The organism is Clostridia bacterium, from assembly GCA_017620395.1.
Lineage (GTDB): Bacteria > Bacillota > Clostridia > Oscillospirales > RGIG8002 > RGIG8002.
Genome location: JAFZQJ010000006.1, coordinates 69,384 through 84,005, shown reverse-complemented (window position 1 = coordinate 84,005; position 14,622 = coordinate 69,384). Strand labels below are relative to the sequence as shown.

Genomic DNA, 14,622 nt, shown 5'->3' with positions numbered 1-14,622 from the left:
TAACGCTTGTCGATCATAAAACGCCAGATCTCGTAATTGTCTTTTTCGACGCTCACTCCGTCCTGATCCGCGTTCTCACCGTAGCCTATCTGGATGAAGCCGACAAGCCGTTTGTCATTGTAGATTGCGAAAGGAAATACATGCCCGCCGCACATCATGGTAACATACGCTTCGGCAACGCTGTAACAGTTGCTCGCCACAAAGGGGTATTGAACCTCTTTTACCTTGAGTTCAAAGACGTCGTCAAAGTTCTCATAGGTAAGCTTTTCAAGATGTATCATAATGTTTACCTCCGTAAATCCCGTTCTGTCAGTCGGCGGGATAGTTCTCCGTTATCCACGTGCGCCACTCTTTGTATGCGACGCTGAAGTTCTTACCGAACGCCTCTTCAAACGTCTTCTGTCCGAAGCAGAACAGACTGATCTGTTCAAATCCGTATGTATCTTCCAGCCAGGCGAGGAAAGACGCCGCCGTGAACGCCGTCAGCAGGGTATCTCCCGATTCTTTGTCTTTGAATCTCGTAAAGTCGGGTTCTTTTGTAACAGGCAGACTCTCACAGTAACTGCCCCAGTGTGTCAGGCCTTTTTCAAAGCAGACCCGTGCGCAGGCGTCATAGACCGTGCGATAATCCGCGGCAGTCATATTCGCCGGATCTGCGCCTGCGGCTATGCACAGCGAATAATAAGGGAGTTCCGGAATGAGCGGCCACTGATCGATAACTTCGGTATACGGATCGATACAGGTGCCGACGTACCACGCGTAACCGAGATGCTCCCAACCGACGGCTTTGCAGTTCATCAGGGCGAGCAGATACAGAAACTCTCTGTGTGTTCCGATTTCGTTATACTTAAGCGTGATCTTATCCTCATCCGTCTGATACTCATACAGATTATCGATCCTGATCACGACCGGAAGCTCCGCGAGTTCGGACGGATACGCGGCGCCTGCGTTTTCGCTCAGATACTGCCGGATAAAGCGGAGGCTTTTCGCCGTCCTGTCGATAAGGCCGGGCAATTCCGTCTGTTCGTCCACGCCCAACTGCCGCAATAAGACGAGATAGGCGTGGAACTTAAACCCGTCGCCTTCAACGTCCACCGACCGCGCGTCTTTTATCTCATCCGGAAACGAAATCGCCGCGTAGTCATTTGTTCCCGTTACGTAAATCCTCTGTTCTTTGGCGTCATATTCGATTGAAGGCTGCGATCCGCAACCACCCAAAACGCTAAACAATATACAAGCAACCGACAATGCCGCGATCGTTCGTTTCATTACAATCCCCCTGTTAGAGTTTGACGCTCTTGCGATATACCGTTATGCTTTTTTAAAAAGCGTTAGTTCGCGTCCCTTCTCGTCAGCAGCGCGACGGTCTCGACATGCGCGGTGCGCGGGAACATATCCACGCCCTGCGCCTTGACGGTCTTGTAGCCGCGCTCGGCGAAAAGTTTCAGGTCGCGCGCCTGAGTGGCGACGTCGCAGGAGATATATACTACCCGCTCCGGCTTCATATCCGCGACCGAATAGACCAGCGCCGGCGCGCATCCCGCGCGCGGCGGATCGAGGATGACGACGTCCGGCTCCCTGCCCGCGCAGCGCAGCTTCTCGGCCGCTACCGGCGCGTCGCCGCAGAGGAACTCCGCGTTCGTTATGCCGCTCGCGGCGGCGTTCACCTTCGCGTCCTCGATGGCGTCGGGTATTATCTCGACGCCTATCAGTTCCTTGACCTTGTTCGCCATGGAAAGGCCTATCAGTCCGGCTCCGCAGTAGAGATCGAGCAGGCGCGTTTCCGGAGTCAGCTCCGCGAACTCCTCGGCGACGTCGTAAAGCTTCACCGTCTGCGCGGAGTTGACCTGACAGAAGGAGAGCGGCGATATGCGGATATTCACTCCGCGAAGGGTGCCGTTTATATAGTCCGAGCCCGCGAGGGTGACGCACTTCGCGCCGAGGATTATGTTGCCGTCAGCGCGGTTGATATTCATAACGACCGACTTGATCTCCGGGAAGCGCTCCGTGACTTCGGCGGCGAACTGCGCGCCGCAGTCGAGCTTGTCGCCGTTGATCACTACGCAGAGCATTATCTCTCCGCTCGTCGGCGCCTGGCGGATATAGATATGTCGGAGCTGTCCCCTGCCGACAGTTTCATCGTACGCCGTGACGCCCTTCGCGATAAGATAGTCAAAGGTGAAATGCGCTATCCGCATGAAAACCTCGGGATGCAGCGCGCAGTCGTCGCTCGGCACGATACGGTGGCTCCGTTTGGCGTAGAAGCCGCAACGCGGGTAGCCGTCGAAGTCGACGCCGACGGGCAGCATAAGCTTGTTTCTGTAGCGGTCGGACCCGGCGCAGCCGATGACGTCCGGCACCTCGATATCTATGCCTCCGATGCGGCGGAGCGCGGCGGTCATCTTATCCTTCTTATAGCGCAGCTCCGCGGCGTATTCCGCGTCGCGGTAGGCGCAGCCGCCGCACTTGCCGAAGACCGGACAGTCCGGCTCGACGCGGTCGGGCGAGGGCGTGATAACGCGCTCCACCTTTCCGTATATGCAGTTTTTCGCGGTCTTCACGATGCGGGCTTCGACCTTGTCGCCCGGCAGGGCGAGCGGGAGGAACACGGCGATGCCGTCGGCGCGGGCTACCCCGCTGCCGTCCGACGTTACGCCTTCTACCGTCAATTCGATGAGATCGTTCTTTTCGAGCATAGTATGCCGTGCGCGGAGGATACTCCGGCACGCACCCCTCCTTAAAAGTTTGATGGTTTATCATGAATGCGGAGCAGTCTCCGCACGTTTCACAGAATGAATCCGCCGTCGACGCCGAGCGTCTGCCCCGTTATGAAGGCGGCGTCCGCGAGGAACGCGACCGCGTCCGCGACGTCAGCCGGAGTTCCGATGCGGCCGAGCGGAGTTTCCGCGGCGAGAGACGCCTTCGTTTCCGCGGTAAGACGCGCGTTCATCTTCGTATCTATGACGCCGGGGGCGACGCAGTTGACCGTTATGCCGCTCGGGCCGACCTCCTTGGCGAGCGCCTTCGTCAACCCGACGACCCCCGCCTTCGACGCCGAGTAGACCGCCTCGCATGACGCGCCGGCGACTCCCCACATCGACGAGATATTGACTATCGCGCCGCTTTTGGCGGAGATCATCGCGGGCAGCGCGCGCTTGCAGCAGTTGAAAACGCCCTTCAGATTCACGCCGACGACGCGGTCGAAGTCCGCGTCCGCGCAGTCCTGGAGCAGTCCGAAAAGCGCGACTCCGGCGTTGTTGACGAGGATATCCGCGGCGCCGAGCGCCGCTTCCGCTTCCGCAAACGCGGAGTCGACGGAGGCGAAGTCCGCGACGTCGCAGCGGAACGCGGCGGCGCCTTCGCCGAGCGTTTCCGCGAGCGCGGCGGCCGCTTCGTCGCTGTGCCAAAACAGCGCGACGCGGCATCCGGCGGCGTGCAATTTTTTCGCGATCTCGCCGCCTATACCTCCCGACGCGCCGGTTATATAAGCGGTTTTTCCGCTGAGCGACATTATACTCACTCCCATTTTACCTAATAATACATTTTGATTATAGCATCCTGAAATAGAGTTGTCAATCTGCTAAAATTATATAGTGACTTTTATTTTGCCCTGTGTTATAATCTTCTTGAAAAAACGCGAAGGGAGGCGCGGTATGGAGCGTTTCGACCTGAACAAGCCCATAAAGCAGGTGCGCGGAGTCGGAGAAGCCCGCGCGAAGCTTTTCGCGAAGCTCGGCATAAACACCGCGCTCGACCTGCTGCGCCATTTTCCCCGCGCTTATGAGGATCTGAACGAAATAAAGTTCATTCGCGACCTGCGCGAAAACGAGGAGGCGCTCATCCGCGCCCGCGTCGTCGTTCCCGCCGCGGGACGCTATATCCGCAAGGATATGACCGTCTTCACCGCCGTCGCCGCCGACGACACGGGACGGATAAAAATAACGATTTTTAACCGCAAATACACCGCTGAGTCGCTCGAATACGGCAAGGAGTTCCTCTTCAAAGGCAAGGTCGAGTTCGACCGCGGCGCGCTCAGTATGTCCTCGCCGGAGGTTCTGCCCGTCGCAAAGGCGGGCGGGATGCGCGCGCTCTATTCGCTGACCGGCGGGCTGACGCACAACATAGTTTCAAACTGCGTAAAGAACGTGCTCGACGCCGTCGGCGACGGGATAGAAGACCTCCTGCCCGCAGACGTACGCGCGGAAAACGGGCTCGCGCCCGCGGCGAAATGCTACCGCGCCATACACTTCCCGAAAGATTACAACGACGTTTCGGTCGCGCGACGCCGCTTCGTATTCGAGGAGCTATACCTCTTCCAGCTCGGCCTGCAGCTCATCAAGGGGCGCAACCGCGGGCTGACCGGCACGCCGATGGGCGAGACCGACATAACCCCCTTCACGCGCTCCCTCCCCTTTGAACTGACCGACGCGCAGAAACGCGCAGTCGCGGAGATCACCGCCGATATGCAGGGCAGCCGCCCGATGCAGCGCCTGCTTCAGGGCGACGTCGGCAGCGGCAAGACCGCCGTAGCCGCCGCGGCGATGTACTTCGCGCGCGGGAACGGATACCAGTCGGTGCTGATGGCGCCGACCGAGATACTCGCGGCCCAGCATTACAGGACGCTGCTCGGCTTCTTCGAGCCGCTCGGCGTATCCGTCGAGCTCCTGACCGGAAGCACTTCCGCCGCGAAGAAACGCGATATAAAGGCGCGGCTCGCGGAGGGCTCCGTCGATATGCTCGTCAGCACCCACGCCGTAATTACCGACGACACCGTCTTCCGTTCGCTCGGGCTCGCGATCACCGACGAACAGCACCGCTTCGGCGTGCGCCAGCGCGCCGCGCTCGCGGAAAAGAGCCGTTCGCCGCACGTTCTTATAATGTCCGCGACGCCGATCCCCCGCACGCTCGCGCTGATAATGTACGGCGACCTCGACATCTCCGTTCTCGATTCCCTCCCCCGCGGACGCGGAAAGATCTCGACCTACGCCGTGGACGGCACATACCGCACCCGCATTTTCAGTTTCATCAAGAAGAACGTCGACGAGGGGCGGCAGGCGTACCTCGTCTGCCCGCTCGTCGAGGAAAACGAGGAGGTGGACGCCGCCTCCGCGAAGCAGTATTACGAGCAGCTCGCGCAGGGAGTTTTCCGCGGCTATTCCGTCGGGCTCGTCTACGGCAAGATGCCGCCGCGCGAGAAGGACGCGACGATGAAGGCGTTTGCCGACGGCAATATCTCGATACTCATTTCCACCACCGTTATCGAGGTCGGCGTGGACGTGCCGAACGCCAACGTCATGGTGATCGAAAACGCCGAGCGCTACGGCCTCTCGCAGCTTCATCAGCTGCGCGGGCGCATCGGGCGCGGCAGGTGGGATTCCTACTGCGTGCTGATCTCGGACGCGGAGTCCGCCGCCGAGCGCCTGCAGTTTATGGCGAAGAGCTCCGACGGCTTCAAGATCGCCGAAAAGGACCTCGAGCTGCGCGGCCCTGGCGACCTCATCGGCAAACGCCAGCACGGTCTGCCCGAGTTTGAGATCGCCGACCTCGAGCGCGATATGAACGTCTTTTACGACACGCTCGCCTGCGCGAAAAAGACCTTTGAGGACGACCCGCAGCTGAAGAAGCCGGAGAACGCTCCGCTGCGCGCCTGGATCAAGCGGATGTTCTCGCGAACTCCGTGATAAAAATGAAAACCCCCGTATCCGCGGATACGGGGGTCGTTTTTTTCGCGTTTTTATTCGTTCCACCTGCGGCAGTCGACGCCGGTCGCGGCGAAGAAGTGATATTTCACGATGCCGAGGTCTATATTTGAGTAGAAGCCGCCGGTCTCTTCGGCGGTCGCGCTGCCGCCGCGGATCGTGAAACGGAACTTCTGCTGATTTATCGCAGTCGGCGCAAGCATGACGGCGCGCTTGCCGCGCTCCAGCCACTCCGGCTCCTCGCCCTCGACGGCGAAGCGGGGCTCCTCAGGCTTGTTTTTGTGGGGAACGCCCTGCGTTTCGCCGAAGCCGACGCTGATAATACAGCTCAGGCGTTCGCCTTCGCCCGCGAGAGCGCGGCAGCCGCCGCTGTAGGAGCCGGCGATCCAGCAGGTGTTCAGCCCGAGCTCCTGCGCCTTCAGCACAAGGCGTTCGCCGTACCAGCCGCACTTTTCGTCAAGCAGTTTTTCGTCCGGGCCGACCATCGCGAAATAGTTGACCGCGTTGCGGAAGCTGCTGATCTTTCCCTTGAAGCCGCCGAGCGCCTTCGGTTCGTCCGTCACGAGCGCTATGCGCAGGCCGCCTTCGGAATTGCAGGCGTTTATCTCCGCTTCGAGCGTTTCGATCTGCTCCGCCGTGAGCGGTTTGTCGAGATATTTGCGCACGGAATGGCGCTGTTCCATAATTTCGAGAATATCCATATGCTCCTCCTAAAACTCGAACTCGGGGCGCGCGGAATGCGCCTCGGCGCGCGGCGTTTCCGCCTTCAGCAGCAGCTTATATACCGGCGCGAGCAGCGGGAAATCGTGCGCGAGTATCCGCGAAAGATCGGGCGAAAACATAACGTCTTTGCCGCAGTCGCGGTAGAAAAAGTAGTTGCGCTTCTCAAGCCAGAGGCGCTTGCGCTCCGGCTCGTCCGGGTAGTGCGGCTTCTTATACGTCTCGCCCCCGAAGGAGAAGACCGACTGCCCCTCGAACGCCTTCGCCGCCGCCTTGAACGCCGGGTCGTCGGCGAGCACCAGACTGCGCAGCCCGGCGCACACGTCGGCTCCCGCCCAGTAGTAACCGCAGCCGTAGGAGAAGCCGTCCGGCGAGATATCCGCGTAAAACGCGGGGTGCTCGACGCGGGACGCGTCCTTGCGCCCGAAGTAGAGCCAGACGTTCTGACGGTAGAGCGATTTGTCGTTCGAGTAGCGCGTGTCGCGGCGCAGACGGGATATGCTGCCGCCCACCTTCGGCAGGCAGACGATGCGGTCGTCGATCGCGCGCATCGTTTCCGAAAGGTCGCAGACTATCGCCGCGAGCGGCTCGACGACGAATTCAAGATATTCCGCGCGGTGTTCGTCGTACCACTTTTTGCTGTTGCGGAAGCGGTTCTCCGCGAGGAAATCCAAACTTTTCTGACTTATCGGCATGGTTTCACCTCTCTGCACGGTCATTATAGCATATCCGCGCGCGTTTTTCAATGCGGAAACACGTCAATATTTATGTTGACAAAAATATCGCGCTATGATATCATTCTAATCAGTACAGATATAACCGAAAGGAGTTTTGTTTTATGGCATCTTTCTGCACCAACTGCGGCGCACAGAATCCCGACGGCACGAAGTTCTGCACGAGCTGCGGCACCCCCATCGTTCAGGCCGCGCCCGTTGAACAGCCCGTTCAGGAGCCGGTTTATCAGCAACCGGTCCAGCAACCCGTCTACGCGCAGCCGCCCGTTCAGCAGCCCCAGTATCAGCAGCCCCAGGGCTACCCCCAGCAGCCCCAGTATCAGCAGCCGTATCCGACCGGCTACACCGGATTCTCCGAGACGCCCAAGAAGAGCAAGAAGGGTCTCATCGCCGTTATCGCGATAATCCTCGTGCTCGGACTCGCGGCGATCGCGCTCTTCGTCTGGCCCGGCTTCCTCAAAGGCAACGGAAAGCTCGACGGCACGTGGCTCAGTAACTATGGTGAGCAAATGGTCCTCGACGGCGGCAAGGGCACGCTCGACGGCGACGACTTCACCTACAGCTTAAGCGGCGACAAGATTACCATGACGCGCCAGGGCATGACCATGACCTACAACTATGAACTCGACGGCGACAAGCTCACCTTCTACATCGAAGGCGATGACGACGTGGCCGTAAGCTTCAAGCGTCAGGGCGCGGCGCCCTCCGGCAACGACAGCGGCGACAGACCCAACCTCCCCGGCTTTGACGAGGACGAGCTCGAAGGCAGATGGGAGGACGAATACGGCCTCTCCTCCTATGAGTTCGACGACGGCGACTGCGAGATCGGCGCGCTCGGCATGACCTTCAGCGGCACTTATGAAGTCGACGGAGATCATCTCACGATCACCTACGAGGTCATGGGCTACGACACTACTCTTGAATACACCTTCGAGGTCAACGGCGACACCCTCACGCTGACCGATACCAACGGCAGTTCCGCCGAATACACCCGCAAGTGATCCTTATGGAAGAACGCGACGAAAAATTGATCTCCTCCGAAGAGGAAACGGCGGAAGCCGAAGAAACGCCCGAAGAGAACGGCAAGTCCGTATCCGACGGCGAAATGACCGTCACCGGATGGTTGTGGCGCCTTTGCATACCGATAATTCCCTTTGCGGGCATTATCATCTACGTCGTTTTGCTGTGCATGTGGGCGTTCGGCAAAAAAGAGACCGAGTCTATGCGCGTCTGGGCGAAAGCCGCGCTGATAGCGACGGTTATCAAAATCGTCATCGTCGGCGTCGTGCTCCTCATACTGCAGCTCCATCTCCACCTTTTCAACCCGCTGACGGCGATTCTGAAAAAGATTTTCTGACGCGGCAACATGAAAAAAATCGGGAAGCAAATCTGCTTCCCGATTTTTTGCCGCGTTTTTTCAGAGCAGGCTTTCGCCCTTGCCCATAACGGGGATATCGAAGGCCGTCGCGTCCTCCAGATGGAACATCATCAGGCGATGGCCGGTCGATTCGTTGTATACGTTTTTCAGATTCGGAGCCGCCTCAAGCGCCGCCTCCTCATACTTCGGGTCGGTCTCGAAAACCGCTCTGCCGCTGTAGCGGAGCCAGTGGCCGTCCTGCTTGCAGGCGACGATCTCAACGTTCGGATTCGCGCAGAGCTGCTTATACACTTCCTTGAAGCTGCCGACTCCGAAGATCACCCTGCCGCCCTCTTCGATGAAGAGCCCGAGCGGACGGACGCGCGGTCTGTCTCCGTCCTCGGTCGCGAGGAAAAACGTTCCCGTCGCTTTCAGAAAATCGCCTATCTTGCTCATATTATTTCTCCTTTTCCTTTTGCGGCGTCCGCCGTCTTACGCTTTGATTATAGTGCGGCCGCCGCAAAAAGTCAATCGTTTGCAAATTCATTTTTTATGTTGAAGCTTTCGCCGTTTAATGATATAATACACGTATATCGTCATAATACCGCTTCTCCGCGTCCGCCGGACGCAGAACCGGAGGGGCGGCATAAAGGAGCGCAGAATGGAACGCGGAAAGCTAAGGGGAACTCTCGGAAAGCACGGAAAGAATATAGCGACGGCGGCTGCGCTGGCGCTCTTCGCACTGACCGCGCTTTTGTTTTTCTTCAGAATACTGCGAAGCGGCGCCGGCATCCCTGCCACAACAACTGCCGTCATATATATTTCGGCTGCCTGCCTGGCGATCGGGGGACTCGTCTGCTTCCGCTTCGCCGTCTCAAAAAGCGATATGAAGCCGGAAAGGATCTTCACCGTCTTCATGATCGCCGCCGGTTTGGTTTATACGGTCGTATTCCTGCCGTTCACCGTTCCGGACGAGCCGGCTCACTATTTATCCGCTTACCGTATTTCGAATTATTTGACGCTGAATTTCGACCAGTTCGGCGACGGGCGGCTGCTCATCAGGAACGCCGACCTCGAGCTTTTCGCCTCGCTGAGGAGCACGAGGCTTTCGCCGGAATACTACGCGAGCGTCGCGAAGGGCTGTGATTTTTTCGTTTCCGGCGCGGGCGCGTCTTTCATTCCGGCGGAATTCGTTTCCGCCGCGCCGTTCGGGTACATAGCGTCGGCTTTGGGGATATCCCTGGGCCGTATGCTTCACTTCGGAGCCGTACCCACGTTCTATATCGGCAGGCTCGCGAATCTCGCGCTGTATATCCTCGCGGTACGCTTCGCGATCAAGCGCGTTCCCTACGGCAAGACCGCGTTTTTCATCATCGCTTCCCTGCCTATGGCGATACACCTCGCGGCGTCGTATTCGTACGATCCGTCGGTGATTGCGCTCGCGCTGCTCTTCGTATCGCAGGTGCTCTATATGCGCGAAAAGCCGGAAAAAGCAAGCGCTAAGGATATCCTTCTCTGCGCCCTCTGGGCGGTGCTTCTCGCTCCGTCGAAACTCGTATATTTCCCGCTACTGTTCCTCGTTTTCATCATCCCTTCCGACAAGCTCAACGCAAACAAGCGCGTCTCGGCCGCGATTAAGGTGGGCGTGGTACTGCTCGGCGCGGCCGCGCTGCTGCTGATCCAGGGCGGCAGCCTCTTCAGCGCGTTCGGCGGCGGAAAATGCACATGGACGGACGGACGGCTTTATTCACTCTCTGACGTGTTCGCGCATCCGTTCGCGTCCCTCGGGATGCTCTTCGGGACGATAGCAAAGAAGGGCGGCTTCTATCTCGCCTCCATGACCTGCTCGCATACGGGCTGGCATCAGCTCGCGATGCCGTTCTATGTCTGGCTGCCGGCGCTCGCGCTGCTTTTCGCGTCCTTACTGCCTTCGGAAGACGAGCCTCGCGGGAGTCTCACCGGCAAAAGCAGGATTTCCGCTCTCGTGATTTGGATCGTTTCCGCCGCCGCCGTGATGGCGGCTATGCTGCTGACGTGGACACCCGTCTCGTCCGGCGTTATCGAGGGCGTGTGCGGCAGGTACTTCATACCGCTGCTGCCGCTCCTGCTTATAGCGTTGCGCTTCAGGCGCTTCACCCTGCCCGCAAAAAGCGGTAGGTATATCGTCTGGGCGGGCATATTCTTCGGAACGCTTATGCCGTTTATCTATTTCGGAATGATATTTTGATAAGCAGCGAAAAAACGGCAAAGTCTCCCGCGGTGCGGGAGACTTTTTTATTGTTCAGTAACGGCAAGGACTTCGCCCGAAAGCACCTCTATACGCCCGCCCGTTCCGGCGAAGGCGTTGCTGACGCCGAGCGGGAACGAACGCGAAAGCGAAACGCTTTTGCCGTCGTACTTCGTGCCGCGGATACTGACTTCCGCGCCGTCGCTGAGCGCGAAAAGCGAGATCGAGCCGGTTTCGCCGGCGCCGAATTCAAACGCGCCGTCGATGATGAAAGCGCGCGTTCCGCCGCGCTTTAGCACGGCGCGGCCGCCGCGCGAACGGACGTAGGAAAGCAGCTGGATATTCGCGAGCGAATGCGATACGCGCTCCCCGCCGAGCCCGCCGAGAACGACGAAGTTTTCGTATCCGCGGCGCAGCCCCTCCTTCAGCGCGAAGCCGACGTCGGTGTCGTCCTTGACGACCGGCAGCGTGATGATCTCGCCGTCGAAATCCGGCTTCGCGGCGGAGTCGAAGTCCCCGACGATCACGTCCGGAACGATACCCGCGGCAAAGAGCGGAACGTATCCGGCGTCCGCGGCGATAACGAGGCCGTCCGCGCCTTTCTCAAACGCGAGGTCGCCTTCCGCAAGGCTTCCCGCGCCGACGATAAAGCAGGTTTTCATATCATTCCTCCGGCCGCGCGACCGCAGACGCCTTTTTCTTCTTCGCCGCGATAACGAACAGCACGCAGGCGGCGGCGACGGCGCCGCCGGTGACGCACGCCATGGCGGTTATCTCTCCGCCCGTCAGCGCCGACAAACCGGAAAAATCGAACTCGCCCGTCTCGGCGTTCTGAAGCTTGCCGAAAACGCTGACGACGTCGAAAACAACGGCGCCCGCGATAAGCAGCCATCCGATGAGCTTGTAGATCCTGCCGCTCACGCTTCCGCTTTCGCCGCGCACGAGCCTGACCGGTTCGACGGAGCGGAAGTCGAGCAGAGATCCGATGTAATACGCCGCGATGACGAGTACGATGGTTTCGGGGATCATATAGGTCGCGTTATAAGCGAACGAATAGATCAGCGCCGCGGCAGTCGGGATCGAGAGTCCCGCCCAGACGGTCGCTCCGGATATAACGTGGCAGACGTAGCGCAGCAGGCATCCGAGAAGCGCTCCGAGCGCGAGCGCGGTATTCTGCTTCTCGAGCTTCCTGAAAACGCCGGCGAAGCCGATCACCGCAAAGGCGAGGACGTAATCAAGGATTATCACCGCGAGTATCGAATACCACGACGTGACCCACGACAGCACCTTAAGACCGAGCAGCTGCTGTACGCCTCCGTAAACGGCGCCGGCGGCGAGACCCCAGCCGACTCCGTTGCGGCAGGCGATTATCACTATCGGCAGCATCGAAGCCATCGTTATGCTCCCGCCGTAAGGCAGCTCCAGCAGCTTGAGCAGCGACAGCGCAGTTGCTATCGCGATCATAAGCGAAGCTTCGATCAGCTTGCGCGCGTTTGTTTTTTCGTTCATTTTGTTTTCCTCCTTGTGGTTTCGCGGGGAGGGACGGTAAAAAAGAAAAGCGGCGCTCCCGCAGGAACGCCGCGTATCCGCGCCGTCTCGTCTTCCTACGATGGTGTGAGCCAACAGGTTCAAAGGGTACAATCTCAGCAGACTCATAAGAGCCTACGCCCCTGACGAATGACCGTATTATATCACCGTTTTACGCGCCTGTCAAGCGAAATCGTGCTATTGACCGCGAACCCGCGGCGTGGTATAATACACGCATGGAAAAGGACGTTTCAAAACGCAAACGGCTGATACGCGCGCTGCTGTTACATCTCGCGGCGGGCGCTCTTTTCGCGCTGTGGCTCTTTCTGACAGGCTGCCCGATACACAGGCTTACGGGCGTTCCCTGCCCCGGCTGCGGGATGAGCAGGGCTCTGTTTTCGCTTGTGAAGCTCGACTTCGCGGGAGCGTGGTATTATCATCCGCTGGTCTTCTTTCTGCCGCTGCCGCTGCTTTATCTGATACACAGGAAAGCGTGGAAACTCCCCGGCGGAAAACGCGCCGCGATCGCCGTCGCCACCGCGCTCGGGATCGCGCTGCTCGCGGTATACGTTATACGCGCGCTGACGCCCGGAAGCTTCGTTTATACGGAGATTCATTCCTCGATTTTTGCCGCGAAGGCGTGAAACTGCAAAAAAATCGCAATTTTGAAAAAGTTTTTGTTGACAAACCGCAAGGTTTCATATAAAATATATCAAGTGTCCTTTTGAGTGGATAAAAACCCTTTACATATGGAGGTGCGTACTGATGGCAGTACCGAAGAGAAAAGTTTCAAAAGCGAAGCGCGACAGCAGACGCGCGAATACCTGGAAGGCGAGCGTACCCGGCATGGCCGAGTGCCCGCAGTGCCATGAGCTCAAGCTGTCCCACAGAGTCTGCAAGAACTGCGGCTACTATGACGGCAAGAAGATCATAGAGGTCGAGAAGTCCGCGCAGGAAGCCAAGGCCGCCGAGAAGGAAGAGAAGAAGGTCTCCAAGGCCGCCGCGAAGGACGCGAAGGCTATCGAGAAGGAAACCAAGAAGGCCGCGAAGAAGACCGCCAAGACCGCCGAAGAGAAGGTCGAGAAGGCCGCCGAAGTCGTCGAAGAGAAGGCTGAGAAGGTCGAAGAGGTCGTCGAGGAAAAGGCTGAAGAGGCTGCCGAGACCGTCGAAGAGAAGGTCGAAGAGGCTGCCGAGGCCGTTGAAGAGAAGGCCGAGTAAGTTTCCGGTTTTTGAAAACGAAAAAACAGACGGAGCAATCCGTCTGTTTTTTGTTATGTACGCCGGAAGGGTACTTTCCAAATGGTGCATAAAACTTTTTGGGTAATTGACATAAAACTATTAATCACCTTGCATTTTTAAAAAACGCTTTGGTAGTTATATTATGAATCTTTTTTCTGATATTTACATTTAGAACAATTCCAAAAGCAATCGTGGTCTCTGCACCCAATAATATCCATATAGTTATTATTATAAACACCGCCACATTCATATTCTTTTGAATAAGCATTGCATTCATCATCACCAGTAAGCCATTCATTGACTACATTACCCTTATTGTGAGTACAATTCTCTCCGTTCATAATCACACCCCCATTCCAAAACAATAATTTAAACTAATATGTTATTATGTTATGCGCGCCGGAAGGCGCGCTTTTTACTCCTCTACCCCGAGCTTCGCGAGCTCGGCTGCGGTGAGCAGACGGGCTTCGCCCTCCGCAAGGTCGGGCGGCAGCGTCACGCCGCCGAAGGCGACGCGCTTCAGCGCGAGCACGGTCAGACCGCGCGCGGCGAACATACGCTTGACCTGATGGAATTTCCCCTCCCGCAACGTCACGCGGGCGAGGTTGCCGCCGAGCGGCTCCAGCTTCGCGGGCAGCGCGGTGAAATCCGCAAGCTCCATCCCTTCCGCGAAGGCGGCGGCGTCCGCAGCGGTCGGCGTTCCGTCCAGCTGAGCGACGTACGTCTTGTCGACGTGCGACGCCGGAGCGAGCAGGCGGTGCGCGGTGGCTCCGTCGTTCGTTATAATAAGCAGCCCCGTGGTGTCCTTGTCAAGTCTGCCGACCGGGAAAATATCGCGCCGCTTCAGGCTTTCGGGAAGCAGATCCACGACCGTGCTCTGCCGCCTGTCCTCCGACGCGCTCAGCACGCCGGCGGGCTTGTTCATCATGATATAAACAAAAGAGCTCCGCGGCAGTTCCCTGCCGTCGAAGCTCACCGTTTCGGTATCTATCTTCCGCTCCGGAGAAAGCTCGACGGCGCAGTCCACGGCTACCCTGCCGCGCTTTATCGCGGCTTTCGCGTCCCGGCGCGTGATATTCGCGCGTGAGGATACGTATCCGTCCAACCGTTCCATAGCAA

At 58.4% G+C, this 14,622-nt stretch carries 15 protein-coding genes, 2 pseudogenes and 1 riboswitch; of the genes and pseudogenes, 6 read left to right on the top strand and 11 right to left on the bottom strand.

The genetic code is table 11. The features are described 5' to 3' along the window. The 4 genes from J5441_01235 to fabG form a co-directional block, all read right to left on the bottom strand. On the bottom strand, positions 1 to 281 hold a 281-nt coding region (locus J5441_01235; GenBank protein ID MBO4933779.1), incomplete at its 3' end, for a GNAT family N-acetyltransferase. Positions 282 to 309: 28 nt separating this feature from the next. After that, entirely contained in the window at positions 310 to 1,269 is a 960-nt protein-coding gene (locus J5441_01230; GenBank protein ID MBO4933778.1) for a hypothetical protein, read from the bottom strand. Between the two features lie 62 nt (positions 1,270 to 1,331). Further along, positions 1,332 to 2,696 (bottom strand): 23S rRNA (uracil(1939)-C(5))-methyltransferase RlmD, encoded by a 1,365-nt coding sequence (rlmD, locus tag J5441_01225; GenBank protein ID MBO4933777.1) that lies wholly within the window; start codon positions 2,694 to 2,696, stop codon positions 1,332 to 1,334. A gap of 89 nt (positions 2,697 to 2,785) precedes the next feature. Next, complete coding sequence (gene fabG, locus J5441_01220) at positions 2,786 to 3,511, bottom strand: 3-oxoacyl-ACP reductase FabG (protein ID MBO4933776.1); 726 nt, start codon at positions 3,509 to 3,511, stop codon at positions 2,786 to 2,788. Positions 3,512 to 3,653: 142 nt separating this feature from the next. On the opposite strand from fabG, the gene recG reads away from it, so the two are divergent. After that, a complete protein-coding gene (recG, locus tag J5441_01215; protein MBO4933775.1) occupies positions 3,654 to 5,681 on the top strand; it encodes an ATP-dependent DNA helicase RecG in 2,028 nt (675 codons plus the stop codon). Positions 5,682 to 5,734: 53 nt separating this feature from the next. Here the strand turns inward: recG and J5441_01210 are convergent, their stop codons facing one another. After that, complete coding sequence (locus tag J5441_01210) at positions 5,735 to 6,400, bottom strand: nitroreductase (GenBank protein MBO4933774.1); 666 nt, start codon at positions 6,398 to 6,400, stop codon at positions 5,735 to 5,737. 9 nt (positions 6,401 to 6,409) lie between these two features. After that, entirely contained in the window at positions 6,410 to 7,138 is a 729-nt protein-coding gene (locus J5441_01205; GenBank protein ID MBO4933773.1) for a DUF2461 domain-containing protein, read from the bottom strand. Between the two features lie 119 nt (positions 7,139 to 7,257). On the opposite strand from J5441_01205, the pseudogene J5441_01200 reads away from it, so the two are divergent. Continuing rightward, a pseudogene (locus tag J5441_01200) lies at positions 7,258 to 7,368 on the top strand (zinc-ribbon domain-containing protein). A 791-nt stretch (positions 7,369 to 8,159) separates the two neighbouring features. After that, complete coding sequence (locus J5441_01195) at positions 8,160 to 8,510, top strand: hypothetical protein (protein MBO4933772.1); 351 nt, start codon at positions 8,160 to 8,162, stop codon at positions 8,508 to 8,510. Positions 8,511 to 8,570: 60 nt separating this feature from the next. Here the strand turns inward: J5441_01195 and J5441_01190 are convergent, their stop codons facing one another. Then, entirely contained in the window at positions 8,571 to 8,966 is a 396-nt protein-coding gene (locus tag J5441_01190) for a pyridoxamine 5'-phosphate oxidase family protein (protein MBO4933771.1), read from the bottom strand. A 205-nt stretch (positions 8,967 to 9,171) separates the two neighbouring features. Here J5441_01190 and J5441_01185 point away from each other — a divergent pair, with 205 nt between their 5' ends. Beyond that, positions 9,172 to 10,737 (top strand): DUF2142 domain-containing protein, encoded by a 1,566-nt coding sequence (locus tag J5441_01185; protein ID MBO4933770.1) that lies wholly within the window; start codon positions 9,172 to 9,174, stop codon positions 10,735 to 10,737. A 47-nt stretch (positions 10,738 to 10,784) separates the two neighbouring features. On the opposite strand, the gene J5441_01180 is transcribed toward J5441_01185, so the two are convergent. Together J5441_01180 and J5441_01175 are read right to left on the bottom strand one after the other, a co-directional pair. Next, positions 10,785 to 11,399: a thiamine diphosphokinase gene (locus J5441_01180; protein MBO4933769.1), complete on the bottom strand. Its 615-nt coding sequence runs from the start codon at positions 11,397 to 11,399 to the stop codon at positions 10,785 to 10,787. A 1-nt stretch (position 11,400) separates the two neighbouring features. After that, complete coding sequence (locus J5441_01175; GenBank protein ID MBO4933768.1) at positions 11,401 to 12,246, bottom strand: energy-coupled thiamine transporter ThiT; 846 nt, start codon at positions 12,244 to 12,246, stop codon at positions 11,401 to 11,403. A gap of 75 nt (positions 12,247 to 12,321) precedes the next feature. Continuing rightward, positions 12,322 to 12,419: riboswitch (TPP riboswitch) on the bottom strand. Between the two features lie 81 nt (positions 12,420 to 12,500). On the opposite strand from J5441_01175, the gene J5441_01170 reads away from it, so the two are divergent. Then, on the top strand, positions 12,501 to 12,908 hold the full coding sequence (locus tag J5441_01170; GenBank protein ID MBO4933767.1) for a DUF2752 domain-containing protein: 408 nt from the start codon (positions 12,501 to 12,503) through the stop codon (positions 12,906 to 12,908). A gap of 121 nt (positions 12,909 to 13,029) precedes the next feature. Beyond that, positions 13,030 to 13,209 (top strand): annotated as a pseudogene (gene rpmF / locus J5441_01165) (50S ribosomal protein L32). A 434-nt stretch (positions 13,210 to 13,643) separates the two neighbouring features. Here rpmF and J5441_01160 read toward each other — a convergent pair. Beyond that, complete coding sequence (locus J5441_01160) at positions 13,644 to 13,844, bottom strand: hypothetical protein (protein MBO4933766.1); 201 nt, start codon at positions 13,842 to 13,844, stop codon at positions 13,644 to 13,646. A gap of 74 nt (positions 13,845 to 13,918) precedes the next feature. Next, positions 13,919 to 14,617: a pseudouridine synthase gene (locus J5441_01155; protein ID MBO4933765.1), complete on the bottom strand. Its 699-nt coding sequence runs from the start codon at positions 14,615 to 14,617 to the stop codon at positions 13,919 to 13,921. Positions 14,618 to 14,622 lie beyond the last annotated feature (5 nt).